This is a genomic window from Halobacterium zhouii (assembly GCF_021249405.1).
GTDB classification, from domain to species: Archaea; Halobacteriota; Halobacteria; order Halobacteriales; family Halobacteriaceae; genus Halobacterium; species Halobacterium zhouii.
Map to the genome: position 1 here is coordinate 2,313,139 of NZ_CP089593.1, position 20,254 is coordinate 2,333,392.

Annotated in this window: 16 protein-coding genes; 12 read left to right on the forward strand and 4 right to left on the reverse strand. The window is 67.0% G+C overall.

Going from position 1 to position 20,254, the window contains the following annotated elements; translation table 11 throughout:
- The first annotated feature begins 219 nt into the window (after positions 1–219).
- From LT970_RS12190 to LT970_RS12240, 11 genes are all read left to right on the forward strand, one after another.
- Positions 220–2,118, forward strand: a complete 1,899-nt coding sequence (locus LT970_RS12190; protein ID WP_232686749.1) for an ABC transporter substrate-binding protein — start codon at positions 220–222, stop codon at positions 2,116–2,118.
- A 153-nt stretch (positions 2,119–2,271) separates the two neighbouring features.
- Complete coding sequence (locus LT970_RS12195) at positions 2,272–3,282, forward strand: ABC transporter permease (RefSeq protein ID WP_232686750.1); 1,011 nt, start codon at positions 2,272–2,274, stop codon at positions 3,280–3,282.
- A gap of 3 nt (positions 3,283–3,285) precedes the next feature.
- Positions 3,286–4,767: an ABC transporter permease gene (locus tag LT970_RS12200; RefSeq protein WP_232686751.1), complete on the forward strand. Its 1,482-nt coding sequence runs from the start codon at positions 3,286–3,288 to the stop codon at positions 4,765–4,767.
- On the forward strand, positions 4,767–5,849 hold the full coding sequence (locus tag LT970_RS12205) for an ABC transporter ATP-binding protein (RefSeq protein ID WP_232686752.1): 1,083 nt from the start codon (positions 4,767–4,769) through the stop codon (positions 5,847–5,849). Before LT970_RS12200 ends, LT970_RS12205 begins: the two co-directional genes overlap by 1 nt.
- Positions 5,846–7,192, forward strand: coding sequence for an ABC transporter ATP-binding protein (locus LT970_RS12210; protein WP_232686753.1), 1,347 nt, complete (start codon positions 5,846–5,848; stop codon positions 7,190–7,192). The genes LT970_RS12205 and LT970_RS12210 overlap by 4 nt, the downstream gene beginning before the upstream one ends.
- A gap of 11 nt (positions 7,193–7,203) precedes the next feature.
- Positions 7,204–7,641, forward strand: a complete 438-nt coding sequence (locus LT970_RS12215; RefSeq protein ID WP_232686754.1) for a DUF7555 family protein — start codon at positions 7,204–7,206, stop codon at positions 7,639–7,641.
- Positions 7,642–7,701: 60 nt separating this feature from the next.
- Positions 7,702–8,301, forward strand: a complete 600-nt coding sequence (locus tag LT970_RS12220) for a DUF7529 family protein (protein ID WP_232686755.1) — start codon at positions 7,702–7,704, stop codon at positions 8,299–8,301.
- A 295-nt stretch (positions 8,302–8,596) separates the two neighbouring features.
- Positions 8,597–9,454, forward strand: coding sequence for a CBS domain-containing protein (locus LT970_RS12225; RefSeq protein WP_232688706.1), 858 nt, complete (start codon positions 8,597–8,599; stop codon positions 9,452–9,454).
- Positions 9,447–11,174 carry a glycine--tRNA ligase gene (glyS, locus tag LT970_RS12230; protein WP_232686756.1) on the forward strand — a complete coding sequence of 576 codons (1,728 nt, stop codon included), beginning with the start codon at positions 9,447–9,449 and terminating at the stop codon, positions 11,172–11,174. Before LT970_RS12225 ends, glyS begins: the two co-directional genes overlap by 8 nt.
- Entirely contained in the window at positions 11,171–11,728 is a 558-nt protein-coding gene (locus LT970_RS12235; RefSeq protein WP_232686757.1) for a diacylglycerol/polyprenol kinase family protein, read from the forward strand. The genes glyS and LT970_RS12235 overlap by 4 nt, the downstream gene beginning before the upstream one ends.
- Positions 11,729–11,813: 85 nt before the next feature.
- Positions 11,814–14,297 carry a DEAD/DEAH box helicase gene (locus LT970_RS12240; protein WP_232686758.1) on the forward strand — a complete coding sequence of 828 codons (2,484 nt, stop codon included), beginning with the start codon at positions 11,814–11,816 and terminating at the stop codon, positions 14,295–14,297.
- A gap of 27 nt (positions 14,298–14,324) precedes the next feature.
- Here LT970_RS12240 and LT970_RS12245 read toward each other — a convergent pair whose 3' ends face one another.
- The 3 genes from LT970_RS12245 to LT970_RS14680 are packed head-to-tail and all read right to left on the reverse strand — an operon-like array spanning position 14,325 to position 16,110.
- Entirely contained in the window at positions 14,325–14,951 is a 627-nt protein-coding gene (locus tag LT970_RS12245) for a class I SAM-dependent methyltransferase (protein WP_232686759.1), read from the reverse strand.
- A gap of 16 nt (positions 14,952–14,967) precedes the next feature.
- Positions 14,968–15,360: a universal stress protein gene (locus LT970_RS12250; protein WP_232686760.1), complete on the reverse strand. Its 393-nt coding sequence runs from the start codon at positions 15,358–15,360 to the stop codon at positions 14,968–14,970.
- A gap of 24 nt (positions 15,361–15,384) precedes the next feature.
- On the reverse strand, positions 15,385–16,110 hold the full coding sequence (locus tag LT970_RS14680; RefSeq protein ID WP_349292216.1) for an Sjogren's syndrome/scleroderma autoantigen 1 family protein: 726 nt from the start codon (positions 16,108–16,110) through the stop codon (positions 15,385–15,387).
- Between the two features lie 162 nt (positions 16,111–16,272).
- Between LT970_RS14680 and mdh the strand changes: the two genes are divergently transcribed.
- Positions 16,273–17,187 (forward strand): malate dehydrogenase, encoded by a 915-nt coding sequence (mdh, locus tag LT970_RS12260; RefSeq protein WP_232686761.1) that lies wholly within the window; start codon positions 16,273–16,275, stop codon positions 17,185–17,187.
- 58 nt (positions 17,188–17,245) lie between these two features.
- Here the strand turns inward: mdh and LT970_RS12265 are convergent, their stop codons facing one another.
- A complete protein-coding gene (locus tag LT970_RS12265) occupies positions 17,246–19,981 on the reverse strand; it encodes a heavy metal translocating P-type ATPase (RefSeq protein ID WP_232686762.1) in 2,736 nt (911 codons plus the stop codon).
- Positions 19,982–20,254 lie beyond the last annotated feature (273 nt).

Genomic DNA, 20,254 nt, shown 5'->3' on the forward strand with positions numbered 1-20,254 from the left:
ATAACATCACACCGTGTACTTAACTCCACCGGACTGATGCGCACACGCGGCACCCGGGTGGCGCGCACGCGGTAACTATTCTGGTCCCAGTTGAAGGCGACTTGAGTACCAGTTGAAGGCCGAAAGGGAAGCGTTCAGGCCCAGTCGTTAGGAAAATTTCTCTTGACTGGCCGTCAGGAGCGGTAAGTTTATCACTATAGATTCGTAACCCGAGCATGGATGACAGACACTGACAACCTTTCCCGTCGGCGCTTCCTGAAAGGAACGGGAGCCGCCGCGACCGCCGCAGCCCTCGCCGGCTGTACCGATGGCGGTAGCCAGCCCGACACCACCGAAGAACCGACCACCGGAGGCGACCAGACCACCGGGGGCGACCAGACCACCGAGGGGGAGTTCCAGTACGACCCGTCCCGACGCTACCGCAGCGTCATGACCGGCACGGCTTCCACGATGGACCCGATCAAGGCGACCGACACCGCCTCCGGTCGGTTCATCCGGAACATCTTCGACTGCCTCACCACGTATCCGAACGGCGAGGCTAACGCGGAGAACCTGCTCGCCACCGACTACACCACGTCGAACAACGGCAAGCAGATCACGTTCAAGCTCAAGGAGGGCGCGAAGTACAACAACGGCGACGAAGTGACCGCTGACGACGTCGTGTACTCCTGGGAGCGACTCGCCGCCTCCAGCAACTCGCGGCGCGCCGGCTTCCTGCTCAATTTCCTCGGCATCCAGCACGAGACGATGGAGCAGCCGGACAACGACGACGACGGCAGCGAGCCCCAGACGGTGTACAAGCCGGGCACGCTGGCCATCGAACCCAACGGTGACTACGAGGTTACGCTCAAGCTCAAGCAGCCGTTCTACGCGGCCATCGAACTGATCGCGTACTCCTCGTTCGCGCTGGTCCCGAAGAACATCGTCGGCGACCTCGAGTCGGTCAGCGACCCGAAGATGCCGTACGACGAGTTCGCCACCAAGAACCCGGTCGGCGCGGGCCCGTACACGCTCGCCGACTGGCAGCAGGCGACGAACATCAGCATCGACGCTCGCGACGACTGGCACGGCGGCGACGTGATGAACGCCGGGATGGACGTCAGCGTCTTCACGGAGATCAACCCCGCGTACACGTACGCGACCGTGAACGTCAACGCGGACGGCCCGGTCATCCCGTCCTCGCGTTACAAGCCCGAGCTCCGCAACTTCGAGGGCACCGACGACAAGGGCCGCCGCTACGGCACCTACGGTCCCTTCGAGCCGAACGGCATGACGGCGGAGTACTACGAGGTTGCGACGCTGTCCACGTACTACTACTCGTTCAACTGCCCGGCGGTCCCGGGTCCGGTCCGGAAGGCCGTCGCGTACGCGATGAGCCAGGAGACGATCAACAACCAGATCATCTCGACGCCGAGCAAGCCGGCGTACTTCTTCACGCCTCCGGCGCTGTTCCCCGGCGGCGCGACTCGCTACAACGAGCTCCAGAGCGAGTACCCGTACAGCGGGAAGGCCAAGATCCAGCAGGCCCGGCAGGTCATGGAAGACGCGGGCTACAGCTCGGACAACCAGTACACGCTGAACTTCGACATGTACAGCAGTCTGGCGTCTAGCTGGGGTCAGCAGGCGTACACGCTGCTCCGCGACAAGCTCGCACAGGCGCACATCAACCTGCAGCTCCGCACGGCCGACTGGTCGACGTTCCTCCAGCGCGGTCGCAACGGGAACTTCGAGATGTTCACCCTCGGGTGGATCGCGGACTACCCCGGCGCAGACAACTTCATCTCGCTGATGAACCCGCCGAACACGATGACGCCCGACGGGTCGGCCTACTCGAACTGGGGCGCACTCGACACCGACGCAGTCCAGCGCGCCAAGGACGCCTGGAAGAAGATCGAGAACAACATGGGTCTCTCCGAGGAGGCCGCCAAGGCGCGAGCCGAGGCCTACCTCACCATCGAGCGCGCGAACTGGGAGGACGCGGTGCTCCTGCCGTTCGAGCACGGCATCCGCCAGAGCTACAGTTACGATTGGATCGAGGCGCCGCGCTTCGGTGCGATGGGCTCGTCCCGGTCGAAGGAGAACAACGTCAAGATCGGCGACCGCGGACAGTACGAGTAACGAATTAAGTAGCCCTCCACCAGCCGCCCTGGCGTTTTTTCGGACACGAAACCAGCCAGTTTCCACGCGCAGAGCCCCCAAAACGCAAGACCTAAACGACCATAACAGACATAAAAGAATGCAAACGAGTACCACAACTCGTAGGACATACTCATGAGCCGCTGGACCTACTTCGCAAAGCGATTCGTTCTCGCGATACCGGTGATACTGTTCGGAACGTCGCTGACGTTCTTCATCATCTACGCGGGTCCCATCGACCCGGCGTACGCGATCCTCGGGATCAAAGCGACGCCCGAAGCGGTCGCTCGGATCCACCGACAACTCGGCCTGAATCAACCCCTCTGGGAGCAGTGGATCGACTACGTCATCGACATGTTCCTGTTCAACCTCGGGGATTCGTGGGTCATCTCCCCGGACACACCCGCAATGCAGGTCATTCTGGCGTTCGCGCCCCGGACGATCCTGATGGGCGCGTGGGCGATCCTGCTGCCGCTGTTCATCGGTATCCCGCTGGGCTTCTACGCGGGCCTCAATCCGAACACGCTCGGCGACTACACCGCGTCGTTCGGTGGCATCGTCTGGCGGGCGATGCCGAACTTCTGGCTCGCCGTGCTGATGCTCATGATCTTGTCCCGCTCGGAGCAGTTCCTCTTCGGATTCGACTGGGAGAGTTTCATCTACTCTACGAACGTCGCGGGCGCGCCGGACATGAAGAACATCTTCAAACCGAAGAACTTCATCATGGCGTCGAAGCTCGTGATTCCCGGCGCGCTCGTCCTCGGGTCGGCGTCGATGGGTAACGAGATGCGCATCGGGCGCACCGCGTTCCTCGAGGCCAGAAACTCGAACTACGTCGAGATGGCGCGCGCAAAGGGAGTTCCCGGCCGCTCCATCGTCTGGAAGCACATCTTCCGGAACGCACTGCTGCCCCTGATCCCCGTCATCACCGCGGAGGCCGGCGTGCTCATCGGCGGGTCGGTGCTCATCGAAACGGTGTTCGGTATCAACGGCATCGGGTGGCTGTTCCTCACCGCAGTGACGAGTGGGGACCTGCCGCTCGCAGGGTCGCTGATGTACATCTTCATCCTCCTACTCGTGGGCATGAACATCGCACAGGACTTCCTGTACACCATCGTCGACCCACGGGTCGGGTTCGAGGGATAACACATGCGAAACGAGACTGAACGAGAAGACACGACGCTCGTACAGCGAATCAGAAACAACCCCGGACCCGCAGCGCGTTGGGGGGCCGTCATGGCCATCCTCATCGCCGTCGAGTTCGGCGCGCTCGTGGGCGGGTTGATGGCCGTCCCGTGGGGTTCGATTGTCAACCCCATCGCGGACGCGATTCCGGTGCTCGGCAGCATCATCGCGTCCATCGCGTCGGTGTTCGCGGGCATCGGTGACCGACTCGCCGACCTGCCGACGCTGCTCGACCGGTCGCTCATCCCGAACCGGGGATACTACCACCCCGAGCAGGGCTGGGTGAACACCTTCCTCGGCCTGTCCTCCCGGCACGCCTGGATGCTCCGCGTCGCACTGGTGTACGTGTACGCGTTCGTCTTCCTCTACTGGGCGTGGCGCGGCTACCTCGTGTTCCGCCGCCACTACCGGTACGCGGACTGGTCGCCCGCCGACGACATCGTCGACCGGTTCCGCGGCCACAGCTGGGGCCAGTTCGGACTCGTCATCGTCGCTATCTTCCTCATCATGGCGGTGTTCGCGCCGACGGTCAGCCCGACCACCCAGGAGGCGAACATCATGAATCCGTACGGGCACAACACTACGTACTACGACGCCCAACTCGACACCACGCGCACGGTGACGGTCGGTCTGGCGAACATCCAGACGACCTCGAAGGGCGCACAGAGCAACGTCGGGCCGTGGACGACCGACAAGTTCGGCAGATTCCATCCGTTCGGGACGTTACCGTCCGGGAAGGACCTGTTCACGTTCATGGCGTACGGCGCCCGGATATCGCTGTTCATCGGCATCTTCGCGTCGACGATAGCGGGCGGTATCGCGCTCTCGCTCGCGCTCCTCACTGCCTACTACCAGGGCCTCGCTGACCTGACGGCGGTCGTGACGGCCGACGCGTTCTCCGCGATGCCACAGCTGCTCGTGCTCATCATGCTCCTGGAGGTGCTGAAGAACCACTGGATAAAGGAGATCTACAGTGGGGCGTTCCTCCTCGCGTTGCTGTTCGGCATATGGGGGTGGATGTACCTGTGGCGTGCGGTCCGTGGCCCCGCGTTCCAGATCGTGGAGAACGAGTGGGTGCTCGCGGCCGAAGGGTTCGGTGAGCGCCCGTGGAACATCGTGCGCAAGCACGTCGCGCCGTACATCATCAGCTACCTGCTGATCTACCTCTCGATGTCCCTCGGTGGGTACATCGTCGGGGCGGCGGGCCTCTCGTACCTGGGGCTCGGCGTCCTCCCGCCGACGCCCGAGTGGGGGCGCGCCATCGCGATGGGGCAGGGCCTCATCCAGACCCGCTCGTGGCACATCTCCATCATCCCGGGCGTCGCGATCACGCTGCTCGTGCTCGGGTTCAACGCGTTCGGAGACGGCATCCGTGACGCAATCGACCCGCAGTCCAGCGGTGACGACGCTGCCGCTGAGACCGCGGCCGCAGGGGGTGGTGCCTGATGAGTCAGCAAGAATACGCCGCAGACGAGCGCACAGACCAGAAACCGCTGCTGCAGGTGGAGAACCTCCAGACGACGTTCTTCACCGACAAGGAGACGATCCGCGCCGTGGACGGCGTGAGCTTCGACATCGACCGCGGCGAGTCGGTCGGCATCGTCGGCGAGTCCGGATCCGGAAAGTCGGTGACCGCGCGCTCCATCACGGGGCTCATCGACAACCCCGGGAAGGTCGTCGGCGGGTCCGTCCGCTACAAGGGCGAGGAGCTCACCGACAACTCCGAGAAGGAGTGGCAGAACGTCCGCGGGGGCGAAATCGCGATGGTGTTCCAGGACCCGCTTAGTTCCCTGAATCCCGTGTACACGGTCGGTAACCAGATCAAGGAGTCGCTGCGACTCCACCAGGGAATGCGGGGCAAGGAGGCCACCGAAGAGGCCATCGAACTCCTCGAAGCGGTCGGCATCCCGGACGCGCCGCGCCGCGTGAAGGAGTACCCCCACCAGTTCTCCGGTGGAATGCGCCAGCGCGCGGTCATCGCGGTGGCGCTGGCCTGCGACCCCGACCTGCTCATCTGCGACGAGCCGACGACCGCGCTCGACGTCACCATCCAGGCCCAGATTCTGGAGCTACTGGAGGACCTGAAGACCGAGCACGACCTCGGCATCATGTTCATCACCCACGACATGGGCGTGATCGCGGAGATCACGGACCGCGTGAACGTGATGTACGCGGGCGAGATGGTCGAGTCCGCGCCCGTCGTGGAACTGTTCGAGAACCCGAAGCACCCCTACACGCAGGGACTGCTAGAGAGCATCCCCGGAAACAGCGAGAGCGACGAGCTCACGACCATCGAGGGCGAGGTGCCGACGCCGAACGAACCGGCGACGTACTGCCGGTTCGCGCCGCGGTGCCCGAAGGCCTTCGACGACTGCGAGCAGGTTCACCCGGTGAACGTGGAGGTTGCGGAGGGCGTCGACGACCACACGGCGGCGTGCCTGCTCTATCCGGAAGACGTCTCGCAGGACGAGGCGGTCGAGTTGCATCAGTCTCGCACCGATACCACCGAGAAGGAGGTGTCAGAATGACTACGCTCTATCAGGAGACGAAGGACGATGTGACGGCCGGTACGGGCGAAACGCTCGTCGAGTTGAAGGATCTGAAGACCTACTACGGCAAGGAAGGTGGACTCCTCGGCGGGTCCGCCGTGAAGGCCGTGGACGGCGTGAGCTTCGACATCAAGCGCGGCGAGACCCTCGGTCTCGTCGGCGAGTCCGGCTGTGGGAAGTCCACGCTCGGGCGCACGCTGATGCAACTCGAGGATGCGACGGGCGGTCAGGTGCTGTACGACGGCACCGACATCACGACGCTGTCGGGCTCCGACCTGAAGGAGTGGCGCCAGAACGTTCAGATGGTGTTTCAGGACCCGGACGGCAGCCTGAACGACCGCATGACCGTCGGGGAGATCGTCAGGGAACCCCTCGACGTTCACGACTGGAAAACGCCGAAGGAGCGCCGGAACCGCGTCCGAGAACTGCTCGAGACCGCAGGCCTTCAGCGGGAGCACTACTACCGCTACCCGTTCCAGTTCTCCGGTGGGCAGCGCCAGCGCGTCGGTATCGCCCGCGCGCTCGCGCTCGAACCCGACTTCCTCGTGCTCGACGAACCCGTGAGCGCACTCGACGTGAGCGTGCAGGCGAAGATCCTGAACCTCCTCAACGACCTCCAGGAGGAGTTCGGGCTGACGTACCTCATCATCGCCCACGACCTCTCGGTCGTCGAGCATATCTGTGACCGCGTCGCCGTGATGTACCTCGGCAACGTGATGGAGCTCGGGCCGGCGGATAACCTCTTCGAGGACCCGGCGAACCCGTACACGAACTCGCTGCTGTCGGCGATTCCGGAGCCGGATCCGACGCTGGAGAGAGACCGCATGACGCTCCGCGGGACGCCGCCGAGTCCGCGGAATCCGCCATCGGGGTGCGTGTTCCAGACGCGCTGCCCGATGAAGATCCGCCCCGAGGAGTACCGCGACTTGGACGACGGCGTCTGGGAGGGCATCCAGATCCTGCGGGAGGTGCTCCGCGAGCGCGGCAGCACCTCGAAGTCGGTGTCCGAACGGGTCAAGGAACTGCTCGGGGTTGACACCGGCGACGTCGACTTCGAGGAGGTCATCGACGACGTGTTCGAAGGCCACGACGTGCCGACGAACGTCAGGCAGCACGTCGATTCGGCTCTCGAGTGCGTCCAGCGTGACGACTTCCAGGCCGCGCGCGAGGAGATGCGCGAGGCGTTCGGGAGCGTCTGCGAGACGGAGGTTCCGGAGAACCACGTGGTCGACGAGGGCGGCCGAATCAGTCACTGCCACCGGCACACGGACGACTACGAGGAGCCCGGCGAGTTCCTCAAATCGCACGGGTACAGCCGATAACCACTCGTTCGATGTCCACCGCGACTGAGTCCGTCGAGGCGGAGGCCGACCAGGTCGGGCAGTTGTTCGACCTCGTGACGTACGTCGTGGCGACCACGCTGTTGTTCGTCGCGGCGTCGGCGGTGCTCGCCGTCGCGGTCGGATCACGCGTGGCGCCGGGTGTGAAGTACGGCCTGTTCGTCTTCGGGTGGTTGGCGTTCGGCTACGCGACCTACCTGCTGTTTCCGACGCAGGCGTGGGAGGACGACGACGACGGCCGCGACCCGTTCGGCGTTCCGCCGAACGGAGAGACCGGCTTCCAGTCGCTCGTGCAGGACCTGCCGCCGGCGCGGTTCAGGCGGATACAGCCGAACCACCGCCTGCCGACGGGCATTCGGCTGTTCCTCGCGTCGCTTCTGATGCTCGGGACCTCCATCGTCCTCGAGCAGGCGTTCGGAATCGGCCCGTAGCGCGGTGAGACGGTTGAGCGGCGCGGAACTTTCTTCAGTGCGAACACCCAACCCGCGGGTATGCCAGAGAAACGCATCACAGACGACGACGACGAGTTGCTGGGCGAGGAGGACCAGTTCGAGGAGCAGACCGAACGACTGGAGCGGGAGGCCGAGAAGGCCGACGATAAGAAGCAGGCGTGGGAGGCCACCCTGAACGACATGGAGGCGCTCGCTGACGAGTACGAGGACGAAGGATGGGACGTGTTGACGATTGCGGCGGGCGACACGGCGGCGATCGGGCGCGACACACAGGACGACGAGGGTGAGTTCGGACTCTCGTACGTCGTCGGCGCCGACGACGGCGCGACGTTCGAGGAGATGCTCGAGGAGGGTGAGTTCCCGGTGTACGACGTCTATCGGCAGACGCAACTCGGGCACGTGTTCATGGTGACGGAGCTACGCGACCCCGACACCGAGCAGGCCATCTTCATCGCCGGCGCGTACCTCCAGCACGACGGGCAGATGTGTGCGTACACGGCCCGTGAGGAGGGCGAGATGTACACGCACGTCAAGAAACTCGACGGCACGGTGCTGGGCCGAATCCACCACGACGGGTACGAGAAGTTCTTCCCAGAGGCCGACCGGATGCCGGACCCGGAGGGGTGGCTCGACGAATAGCGTGGTTCGGAACGAGCGACCGCAGGGAGCGAGTGAGAACCACGAGAACGCGAGCGGCGAATGCCGCGAGTAGCGAGGGTCTGAGCGAGTGCGTGGTTCGGAACGAGCGACCGCAGGGAGCGAGTGAGAACCACGAGAACGCGAGCGGTGACCGTAGGGAACCGTGAGCGAGCAGGCGGACGAAGAGTGGTCTGGACAGCCGGCTTCGGGAGTCTGGAAGTCGGACGCGTTCGGACGTGAGACCTTCTAACGTGGTGTCGTAGCCTACAAATGCGTGGGGGTGTACGGTGGGTACATGAACGTCGCTGACGCGATGACGCCCCGCGAGGACGTGGTGACGGTGAATCTTCCGGGGACGAGGAACGACATCCTCGAATACCTCCAGGAGCGGGCGTTCTCCTCCGTGCCCGTGGTGAAAGACGACGGCGACGGCGAGAAGTACCGCGGTCTCGTCTCTCGTGACGACCTCATCGAGCGCCCGGAGGAGGACCAGCTCGCGATGCTGATGCGGGACGTCCCGACGACCACCGCGGAGACCTCGATCCCCGAGGTCGCGGCCCTGATCGTCCGAGCAGGGACGCGGCGCGTGCCGGTCGTGGAGGACGGCCGACTGGAGGGCATCGTGACGGTGACCGACGTGGTGCGCGCGATAGCGGACGGCGAGCAGGACGGCGACACGGAGGTCGGCGAACTCGCGCGCCGGGACGTGAACACCACGTACGTGGAGACGCCGCTGACGGTCGCGGAGCGCGAGATATCCTACGCGCAGGTGCCGTACACGGTCGTGCTCGACGACGAGGGCGAGATGTCGGGGATGCTGACGGAGGTCGACGTGGTCGCCGTCGCGCGCGTCGTGGAGGGCGAGGACGACACCGGCGACTCCATCGCGGACGACGACGACGACTGGAAGTGGGAGTCCATCAAGGCCGTCGGGAACAGCTACCTGCCGACGCGGAACGTCGAGATTCCCGTCGAGCCGGTTCGCGGGTTCATGACCGACGAGGTGGTGACGGTGACGCGCCGGCGCACCGCCCGCGAGGCCGCACAGACGATGCTCAAGAACGACATCGAGCAGATTCCGCTGGTGTCCGGCGACGAACTCGTCGGCATCGTGCGCGACGTCGACCTGCTGGCGGGGTTGCAAGATGAGTGAGTTAGGCGAACTCGCGCGCCGCCGGGGCTTTTTCTTCCAGGCGAACGAGGCCTACGGCGGTGTCGCCGGCTTCTACACGTACGGCCCGGCGGGCGCGGCGCTGAAGCGCAACGTCGAGGAGGCGTGGCGCGACCGCTTCGTCACCCGCGAGGGGAACATGGAGATCGACGCGCCGACGGTGACGCCCGAACCCGTGTTCGTGGCGTCGGGCCACCTCGACGGCTTCGACGACATGCTCGTGGAGTGCGCGGAGTGCGGTGAGAGCCACCGCGCGGACCACGTGGTCGAGGACAACACGGACATCGAGGACGCCGAGACGTACTCGACGGAGAAGGTCGAGGACATCATCGCCGAGCACGACCTCGCGTGTCCGTCGTGTGGCGCGCCGCTGGCCGGCCAGCCCGTCGAGGAGTTCAACCTGATGTTCGAGACGGAGATCGGCCCGGGGAGCGGCCAGCCGGGCTACCTGCGCCCGGAGACCGCCCAGGGGATGTTCACGGAGTTCCCGCGGCTCAAGGAGTACGCGCGCAACCAGTTGCCGTTCGGCGTGGCCCAGATCGGTACGGGCTACCGGAACGAGATCTCGCCGCGGAACGCGCTGTTGCGCACCCGGGAGTTCACGATGGCGGAACTGGAGTACTTCGTGGACCCCGAGGACGACGCGCCCGACCTCGAGGCCGTCGCGGACGTCGAGTTGCCGCTGTACAGCGCCGAGGCCCAGAACGCCGAGGGCGAGGAGTACGTCTACCTCACGCCACAGGAGGCCCTCGACGAGGGCGTCGTGAACGGCGAGTGGGTGGCGTACTTCCTCGCGCGCTCGAAGCAGTGGTTCGAGCGCGTCGGCGTGGACGCAGAGCGGTTCCGGTTCCGCCAGCACCTCTCCGGCGAGCTCGCGCACTACGCGGCGGACTGCTGGGACGCGGAGGGCGAGGTCGGCGGCGACTGGGAGGAGCTCGCGGGCATCGCGTCCCGCACGGACTACGACCTCTCGAAGCACGCCGAGCACGCGGACGGCAACTTCAGCGTGTTCAAGCAGTACGACGAGCCGAAGACCGTCGAGCGGGCGACCGTCGACCCGGACATGAGCTACCTCGGGCCGGAGTTCGGCGGCGACGCGGCGGCGGTCGCGGACGCACTCCAGGCGCTCGCAGAGCGCGACAGGGCGGCATTTGACGACGAGGAGGTCACCGTCGAGGTCGACGGCGAGGCGTACACCGTGCCCGTCGAGCAGACCGGCTTCTCGGTGGAGGAGCAGACCGAGTCGGGCCGCCACATCGTCCCGTACGTCGTGGAACCGGCGTTCGGCGTCGGTCGCGCGGTGTACACGGCGCTCGCGCACAGCCTCGAGACCGACGAGGTCGACGGCGAGCAGCGACAGGTGCTCCAGTTGCCCCCGGCGGTCGCGCCGACGACGGTCGGCGTGTTCCCGCTGATGGACAAGGACGGCATGGGCGAGACCGCACGCGACCTCGCGAGTGACCTGCGCGAGGCGGGCCTGGACGTGACGTACGACGACTCGGGCAACATCGGGCGTCGGTACCGCCGGCAGGACGAGGTCGGCACGCCGTACTGCGTGACCGTGGACTACGAGAGCCTGGAGGACGGCACGGTGACGCTGCGCGACCGCGACTCCACCGAGCAGGCCCGGATCGCCATCGAGGACGTGCCGAGCGTGGTGGCGGCGCTCGTCGACGGCGATCGGGGCTTCGAGGAGTTGTGAGCGAACTCGGCCGGCGGCTGGTGCACGCGAGCGGCGCGGTGGTGCCCCTGGCGTACCTCGCGGGCGTCCTGCCGTGGACGTGGCTCCGCTGGCTGCTGGTCTGTGGCGCGGTCGGCGCACTGATTCTCGAGGCGTTCCGGCTCTCCGGGCGCGTGAACTGGCGCATCTACGACGCGCTCACACGCGAGTACGAGCAGGACAACCCCGCGGGCTACGCGCTGTACGCGGTGGCGTGGGCGGCGACCGCGTGGCTGTTCGACCCCGGCATCGCGGTCCCCGCGATGTTGATGCTCGCCATCGCGGACCCCGTCAGCGGCCTGCTGTCGCGGGGGGAACTCGGGACGAAACGCGGCTGGGTGTTGCTCGCGACGTTCGGCGTCTGTCTTGCCATCGCGAGCCTGCTCGCCGTCCCCCTGTTGCCGGCGGTCGCCGGCGCGCTCGCGGCGACGCTCGCTGACGGCGCGAAGCCCGTCGTCGGGGGGTACGTCGTGGACGACAACCTCACGATTCCGCTCGGCGCGGGCGTCGCGATGTGGGTGGCGCTCGCGGTGTGACCGTTCCGTGACGACCGCACAGCGGGTTCCACTTTCACCGCGCCACGCGAACCCTTAACCGTCAGAGCGCCCAACCCTCGACCGAATGCCGTCCGGCGAACAGTCCTACGTCGACCATCCGATGCTGACCGAGGACGTCATCGAAGCCCGGCAGTACCAGCTCCAGCTCGCGGCGGCCGCCCGACAGACCCACACGCTCGTCTGTCTGCCGACGGGTCTCGGGAAGACGACCGTGAGCCTGCTCGTCACCGCCTACCGCCTCGAGGAGGATATCGGCGGGAAGTCCCTGCTGCTCGCGCCGACGAAGCCGCTGGTCGAGCAGCACGCCGCGTTCTACCGGGAGGCCCTCGACGTGCCCGACGACGAGGTGGTCGTGTTCACGGGCGAGACGCGCCCGGACGACCGCGAGGCCGAGTGGTCGAGCGCGCGCGTCGTCGTCGCCACCCCCCAGGTCGTGGAGAACGACCTCGTCGGCGGGCGCATCAGCCTGCGTGACGTGGTCCACTGCACGTTCGACGAGTGCCACCGCGCGACCGGCGATTACGCGTACACGTACATCGCGGAGCGCTACCACGCGGACGCCGCGACGCCGCTCGCGACGGGGATGAGCGCGTCCCCGGGCGGGAACGAGGAGGACATCCAGCAGGTGTGTGAGAACCTCGGCGTGCGGAACGTCGAGGTGATGACCGAGGACGACGCCGACGTCGGCGAGTACACGTACGACACGGACGTCGAGTGGGAGCGCATCGACCTCCCCGACGACGTTCTCGAGGTCAGGGACGCGCTGAACGAGGTCATCACCGAGCGCCTGGAGAAACTGAAGGAACTCGGCGTGACGCGGAAGACGAGTCCGGACGTCTCCCAGAAGGACCTGAACAAGATGCGCGCGCAGTTGCAGTCGCTCATCGACAACGACCAGAGCGAGGGCTACCAGGGGATGAGCGTCCACGCGGAGGTGATGAAGTTGCGGCGCGCGGTCGAACTCGTCGAAACCCAGAGCGTGGAGTCGGTTCGCCGGTACTTCGAGCGCCAGCGCAACGCCGCGCGCTCCTCGGGCGCGTCGAAGGCGAGCCAGCGCCTCGTGAGCGAACCGAAGGTCAAGCAGGCGATGCGGACCGCCGAGGAGTTCGACGGTCTCCACCCGAAGTTCCGGCGCGCGCGGATGTTGCTCGCCCAGACCCTCGGCGTCGAGGACGGCGAGCGCATCATCGTGTTCACGGAATCGAGGGACACCGCGGAGGCTCTCACCGACTTCCTCGGTGGGCACTTCGACACCCGGCGGTTCGTCGGGCAGGGCGACGCCGACGGCTCCGATGGGATGACCCAAAAAGAGCAACGCGAGACCTTAGACGAGTTCCGAGACGGCGAGTTCGAGGTGCTGGTGTCGACGAGCGTCGCCGAGGAGGGCCTGGACGTGCCGGAGGTCGACCTGGTGTTGTTCTTCGAACCGGTGCCGACCGCGATCCGCTCGGTCCAGCGGAAGGGGCGGACCGGCCGCCAGACGGAGGGCCGCGTGGTCGTGTTGATGGCCGAGGACACGCGCGACGAGGCGTACTTCTGGATCTCCCGCCGCCGCGAGCAGGAGATGGAGGACGAACTGCGCTCCCTGAAGGGCGTCGCCGACGAACTCGAGGAGGACCTGAGTGAGGACCAGCAGGCACTCGGGGACTACGCCGAGGCGGACGCGGGAGAAGCGAACGCCGACAGCGTGAGCGACGACGCCGCGAGCGCGGACGGCGGGAGCGCCAGCGACACCGGCGAGGCCGCGGGCGCGAGCGGAGAAGTGGACGACGCGGGCGACGCGCAAGCGGGGCTCTCGGACTTCGAGGCGCCCGACCCGGACGACGTGGAGGGGACGGAGTCCGAGGACGACGCCACCGTCGCGCGCGCCGGCGAGGGGGACGACGTGGAGGAAGCGGTCGAAATCGTCATCGACCAGCGCGAACTCGACAGCCACATCGCGCGCGACCTCTCGAAGCGCGACGGCGTCGACACCCGCCTCGAGACCCTCGACGTGGGGGACTACGTGCTCTCGGACCGCGTCGCCGCCGAGCGCAAATCCCACAGCGACTTCCTCGACACGATGCTGGGCGGCGACCGCTCGCTGTTCGAGCAGGCCAAGGACCTCACGAGACACTACACGCGCCCCGTCCTGTTGCTGGAGGGCGACGGCGACCTCTACGCCGAGCGGAACGTCCACCCGAACGCCATCCGCGCGGCGCTCGCGTCCCTCGCGGTGGACTGGGGTATCAGCATCGTACACACCCGGGATGCCGACGACACCGCGGACATGCTCGAGACCATCGCGGAACGCGAGCAGACCGACAACGACCGCGAAGTGAGCTCACACGGCGAGAAGGCCGCGAAGACGCTGGGTGAACAGCAGGAGTACGTGGTTTCGGCCATCGCAGACATCGGCCCCGTCACCGCGCGCTCGCTGCTCGACCACTTCGGGAGCGTCGAGAGCGTGATGACCGCCACCGAGGACGACTTGCTCGAAGCCGAGGGCGTCGGCAGCGTGACCGCCGAGCGGATTCGGGAAGTCGTCGCGAGCGACTACCAGCCGTAGCGGCGGGTCTTCGGGTGCGTGGCGAAGTCAGCCCTCGAGACGAGCGGCGAAGAACGGCGGCTTCGGGTTCTCGCCGGGTTCGACCGCCGGTGCTTCCCACTCGTCCGTGACCCGGAAGCCAGCGGCCCGAAACTGCTCGCGGGTCGTCTCCGCGCCGGCCATGTGCCACGCCATCTCGACGCCGCCGCCGAGCCAGTCCGCCTTCGAGCGCTCGAACGCCTCCGGCGCCTCCGAGAGCAGGATTCGGCCGCCGGGGTGGAGGACGCGCGCGAACTCGTCGATGACCGTCTGGTGGTCGCCGAGCGGGACGTGTATCACCGAGTCGAACGCGAGCACGACGTCGAAGGCGCCGTCCTGGAACGGGAGGTGTGTCATGTCGCCGTGGACGAGCGGCGCGGCGGAAACCGCGTCGGCGGCGATGCGGAGTAGTTCACGCGAGAGATCCAGTCCGACAGCACTCGCGGTCGTCTCCTCACTCAACTGGCGGAGAATCGGGGTTCCAGGTCCACAGCCAGCGTCGAGGACGCGCTCCGGGGTGGAATCGTCGAGGAACTGGTCGAGGACGGTGAGTTCGCGGTCGTCTGCGGTGCGTTTCTCGGCGTACGTACCCGCGAGTTCGTCGTAGCCGCGCCGGACGTGCTGTCTGTCGCGCATGGGTGACGTCGACGAATCAGGGGATTATCGTCACGGGCACGCGCTCCGAGCGCAGCACGGTCTCTGCGGCGCTGCCGAGGATAGCGCGTTCGACCGTGCCCGAACCCTTGTGGCCCATGACGACGTGGTCGTAGCCGTCCGCTTCGACGAGATCGAGGATGGCGTCGCCGACGCGGTCGCCGGGCCGGAACTCGATGTCGACGTCGGTGCTGACCTCGGGGTCGGCGTCGATTCCCTGGGCGTCGAGGACGCTGCGGGCGCGCTGCTTGATGGTGTCCGTCGCCTCGGTCTCTTCGTCCGTGAAGTGGACGACGTGGACCGACCCGTCGTAGCGGTCGGCCATCTTGGCGGCGAACTCGAGTGCGCGGAAACTGCAGTCGGAGCCGTCGATGGGGACGAGGATATGCATAATAGGGTGTCCGGGCGCGGGGGCTTACGCGTTGTGGCGGAGCGCTGCGAGGGCTTCGGCGGCCTCCCGTGCGGCCTCCAGGTACTCGGTCGCGGTCCGGGGGTCGTCGGCGCTGGCGGCGCGGCGCGCGAGCGCGCTGATCGAGGATTCGAGTGCGTCCTCGGCGTCGCTTCCCGACCGGCGCTGACCGCCGCCGCGCTGTTGTGTGTGGTCGACGGACGGCGCGCGCTGCGCGTCGCTGGCCCCGGCGTCCGACTGCCCGGCGTCGACCTGCGAAGGGGGCGCGCGGCGGCCAGCGGAGACGTGAGCGTCCGCCGGCGCGTTCGACTCGCCGGTCGTCTGCTGGCCACCAGGTCGTCGCGCAGCCGACTGCTGGCCGTCTGCCTGCTGTCCAGCCGACTGCTGGTCTGCGGGCTGCTGGTTCGCCGACTGCTGGGCTTCCGGTCGCTGCTCCGCAGGTCGCTGGGCTGTCTGCTGTTGGTCCGCTGGCTGTTGGTCTTCGGACTGCTGACCAGCCGCCTGCTGGGCTTGCTCGGCCTCGTGCTGGCAGGTAGGGCAGAACTCCTCGCCCTCGTACCGGAAGATGGGCGAGCCACAGCGGTCGCAGTGCTGGTTCGTCATCGTCGCGCCCTGCAGGAGGAGGTCGCTCATGCGAGCGGTCTGCTCGCGGTCCTCGCGCTCGTCCTCGTACTTCTCGCGGAGTTCTCGGCGCGCGGCCTCCTCGTCGAAGCCGTCGTCCGTGTCGCTCATGGCGAGTGGTTGGGGCTTCGGCGTCGAAAAGCCTGCGGGGACGTGTTCGTCGTTCGTCGATGTGACGTTCGGCGGGCGTCGGCAGTAGTAGTGGGCTCGTAGGGGCGGAATACGGGGTCTATCGAAGCGCTTAACGGCTTCCCAGGTGGTTTGTTACGTGATATGACGAAGGTCAGCATCGTGGGTGCCGCCGGAACGGTCGGCGCGGCCGCGGGGTACAACCTCGCGCTGCGCGACGTCGCCGACGAACTCGTGTTCGTAGACATCCCCGACAAGGAGGACGAGACCATCGGCCAGGCTGCGGACGCCAACCACGGCGTCGCGTACGACGCCAACACGGAGGTCTACCAGGGCTCGTACGAGGACACCGCGGGCTCGGACGTGGTCGTCATCACTGCGGGCATTCCGCGCTCGCCCGGCGACTCGCGACTCGACCTCGCAGAGGACAACGCCCCCATCATGGAGGACATCGGCTCGTCGATCGCCGAGCACAACGACGACTTCGTCACGGTCACCACGTCGAACCCCGTCGACCTGCTGAACCGCCACCTCTACGAGACGGGCGACCGCGACCGCCACAAGGTCGTCGGCTTCGGCGGCCGCCTCGACTCCGCACGCTTCCGGTACGTGCTGAGCGAGCGCTTCGACGCGCCCGTGCAGAACGTCGACGCGACCATCCTCGGCGAGCACGGCGACGCACAGGTCCCCGTGTTCTCGAAGGTGCGCGTGAACGGCGTGGACCCCGAGTTCGACGACAGCGAGCGCGAGGAGATCCTCTCGGACCTCCAGGAGTCCGCGATGAACGTCATCGAGCGCAAAGGCGCGACCCAGTGGGGCCCGGCAACGGGCGTCGCCCACACGGTCGAGGCCATCCTCCGGGACACCGGCGAGGTGCTCCCCGGCAGTGTCGTGCTCGACGGCGAGTACGGCCTCGAGGGCGTGGGCCTCGGCGTCCCAGTGAAACTCGGCTCGAACGGCGTCGAGGAGGTCGTGGAGTGGGACCTCACGGAGTACGAGCGCGACCAGCTCGGCGAGGCGGGAGAGAAACTGGGCGAGCAGTACGACAAGATCGCGTAGCGGCGCGGACTGCGGTCGCAGGGCGGCACTGCGGTCGCGGGACGTTCTGGCTGACGGGTCAGCGGACCCGGCCGAGCAGTTCGTAGTCGTGGTCCGGGGTGTACTGCCGGAACACGAGGCTGTTGGTGAGCACAGACACCGACGAGAACGCCATGGCTCCCGCGGCGAGCGCCGGTTGGAGCAGGCCGAGCGACGCCAGCGGAATCATCGCGGTGTTGTACCCCAGCGCCCACACGAGATTCTGCTTGATCTTCGCGAGCGTCGCGTCCGAGATGCGGATGGCCTTCACCACGTCGACGGGATCGTCGCGCATCAACGTCACGTCCGCGGCCTCGAGGGCGACATCCGTCCCCGACCCGATAGCCGTGCCGACGTACGCGACTGCGAGCGCCGGTGCGTCGTTGACGCCGTCGCCGACCATCATCGCCTTGCGGCCCTCCGACTGGATGGCTTCGACCGCGTCGGACTTGTCCTCGGGGAGCACCCCAGCGCGGACGTTCCCGGGGTCGATGCCGACCTGCTCGGCGACCGCCCGGGCGGTTCGCTCGTTGTCCCCGGTGAGCATCATCACGTCGACGCCACGCTCCCTGAGGGCGCTCACCGCGTCTTTCGCGCTCTCCTTGACCGTGTCGGCGTCGGCGACCACGCCGACGAGTACGCCCTCGTCCGTGTCGGCTGGCACGCGAGCAACCAGCATCGCCGTCTTCCCCTCGTTCTCGAGACGTTCCATCGTCTCCGCCGCGGGCGAGGGGTCGATGCCGTTGTCGCGGAGGAGTTTCCGGTTGCCGACGAGGACCTCACTACCGTCGACGGTCGCCCGGACGCCGTGCCCGGGGACGTTCTCGAACTCGTCGGGGTCGGAGACGTCGATGCCGCGTTCCTCGGCGCCCTCGACGATGGCGCGAGCGAGGGGGTGTTCGCTGCCGCGTTCGGCGGTCGCCGCGAGACGCAGAACGTCGTCCTCGCTGAGCCGCTCACGTGCAGTCAGTTGACCTCCGTCGGACTGGAAGTCCGAGGAGCCTCGCTTCGCTTCACTCGGCTCACCCGCATCAGCGGCGGAGTCCCCACCGTCCGCAACCGGTTGGCCGTCGTCACCGAACACGACCACGTCGGTGAGTTCCATCTCGCCCTCGGTCAGGGTGCCGGTCTTGTCGAAGACCACCGTGTCGACGTCCTTCGCGCGCTCGAGGACGTCACCGCCCTCGAACAGGACGCCGTTCTGCGCCCCGATGGTGGTGCCGACCATCGTCGCGGCGGGCGTCGCCAGCCCGAGCGCGCAGGGACACGCGATGAGCACCGACGAGGCGAAGACGACCACGGCGAACTCGAACACCGAGACCGCGCCGCCCGCGACCACTGGGCCGCCAGCGACGAGGCCCCACAGCGGAAGCCACCCGACGAACCCCGCCAGTGCTTCCGGAAACAGGAACCAGACGGTGCCCCAGAAGAGGGCGTTCGCGATGACGGCGGGGACGAAGTACGCCGAGATGCGGTCTGCGAGGTTCTGGATGTCGGGCTGGCGAGACTGGGCCTCCTTTACGGTCTGGACGATCTGCTGGAGGGCGGTGTCCTCCCCGACCTTCGTCGCCTCCACGACGAGCACGCCGTTCTCGTTGATGGTCGACCCGACGACTTCGTCGCCGGCCGCCTTCTCGACAGGTACGGACTCGCCGGTCACCATCGACTCGTCGACCGCCGACTGCCCGTCCACGACGACGCCGTCGGTCGGAATCCGCTCGCCGGGCCGGACCTTCATCCGGTCGCCGACCTCGACGTCCGTCAGGGGGACTTCCGTCTCGTCTCCGTCCTCGTCGACGGCTTCGCCGTCTGCATGCGGCGTCTCCGACGCCGCTCTGTCGACGAGCACGGCCGTGTCCGCCTCTAGCTCCAGGAGCGTGCGGAGCGCGTCGCCGGCCTGGCTCTTCGAGCGCGCCTCGAGGTAGTTCCCGAGCGTGATGAACACGAGGATGAGCGCCGCCGTGTCGAAGTAGAGCCCCCCGGCGATCAGGCCCGCGAGCACCGCCACCGAGTAGACGTACGCCGTGCTCGAGCCGAGCGCGATGAGGACATCCATGTTGGCGCGCCCGTTCTTCACGAGCGCGTTGTACGCGTTCCTGTAGAACGGCGCGCCGAGGGCGACCTGGACGGGCGTCGCGAGCAGGAACTCGACCCACCCGAACTCGACGCCGAACACGGTCTCCGGGACGACCGCGCCGCCGAGCAGGAGCGAGTCGACGAGGAAGATCAGGAGCGGCGCCGACAGCGCCGCGCCGAACAGGGTCAGCCGGAGCTGTCGCCGGGTCTCGGCTCGGCGCGCTGCGTCACGGGCGTCCTCGCCCGATTCACCGTCGCCCTCACCGTCGCCACTCGCGTGCTCACGGACCGGCGAGTAGCCCGCGTCCTCGATGGCGTCGTAGAGCTTGTCGAGGGAGATGTCCGCGGGGTTGTAGGTGACCTGTGCCTCGTCGGTCGCGTAGTTCACTTCCGCGTCCACGACGCCCGGCGCGGCCTCGAGTGCGGTCTCGTTGGTGTCCGCGCAGTTCGCGCAGGTCATGTCGGTGATGGCGATGGTCGCCGTCTCCGACACCACCCCGTACCCGGCGTTCTCGACGGCGTCGTAGAGCTCCTGCAGCGATACCGCCTCGGGGTCGTACTCGACGGAGCCCTCGTCGGTGGCGAAGTTCACGTTCGCCTCGGAAACCCCGTCGAGAGCCTCGAGTGCGTCCCCCACCGTCGCCGAGCAGTTGGCACACGACATCCCAGTGATGTCGAGGTGCGCGCGTCTCGATTCCATCTTGTTCTGTACTACGGGTTCCTACCTTAGTGGGTTTGCTACTCCGATGTCGGTGGTTTTCCCCAGATATATTTTGGATTCGAAAGCGTATCCGGGCTTATCACCTCTTGCTTCGAGGTGCCGCTGCGCTCCTCGAATCTGCGCTGTCGAGATGCCCGCGGCGGTGAGAAACGCTTCCGTCGCGTCGGTGCCGTGTGGACCGCTTCGTCCGAGAAACGCGAGACCGGGCGCCACTGTCCAACGCTGTTGGTTTTCGAACCCTACAGCGCCATT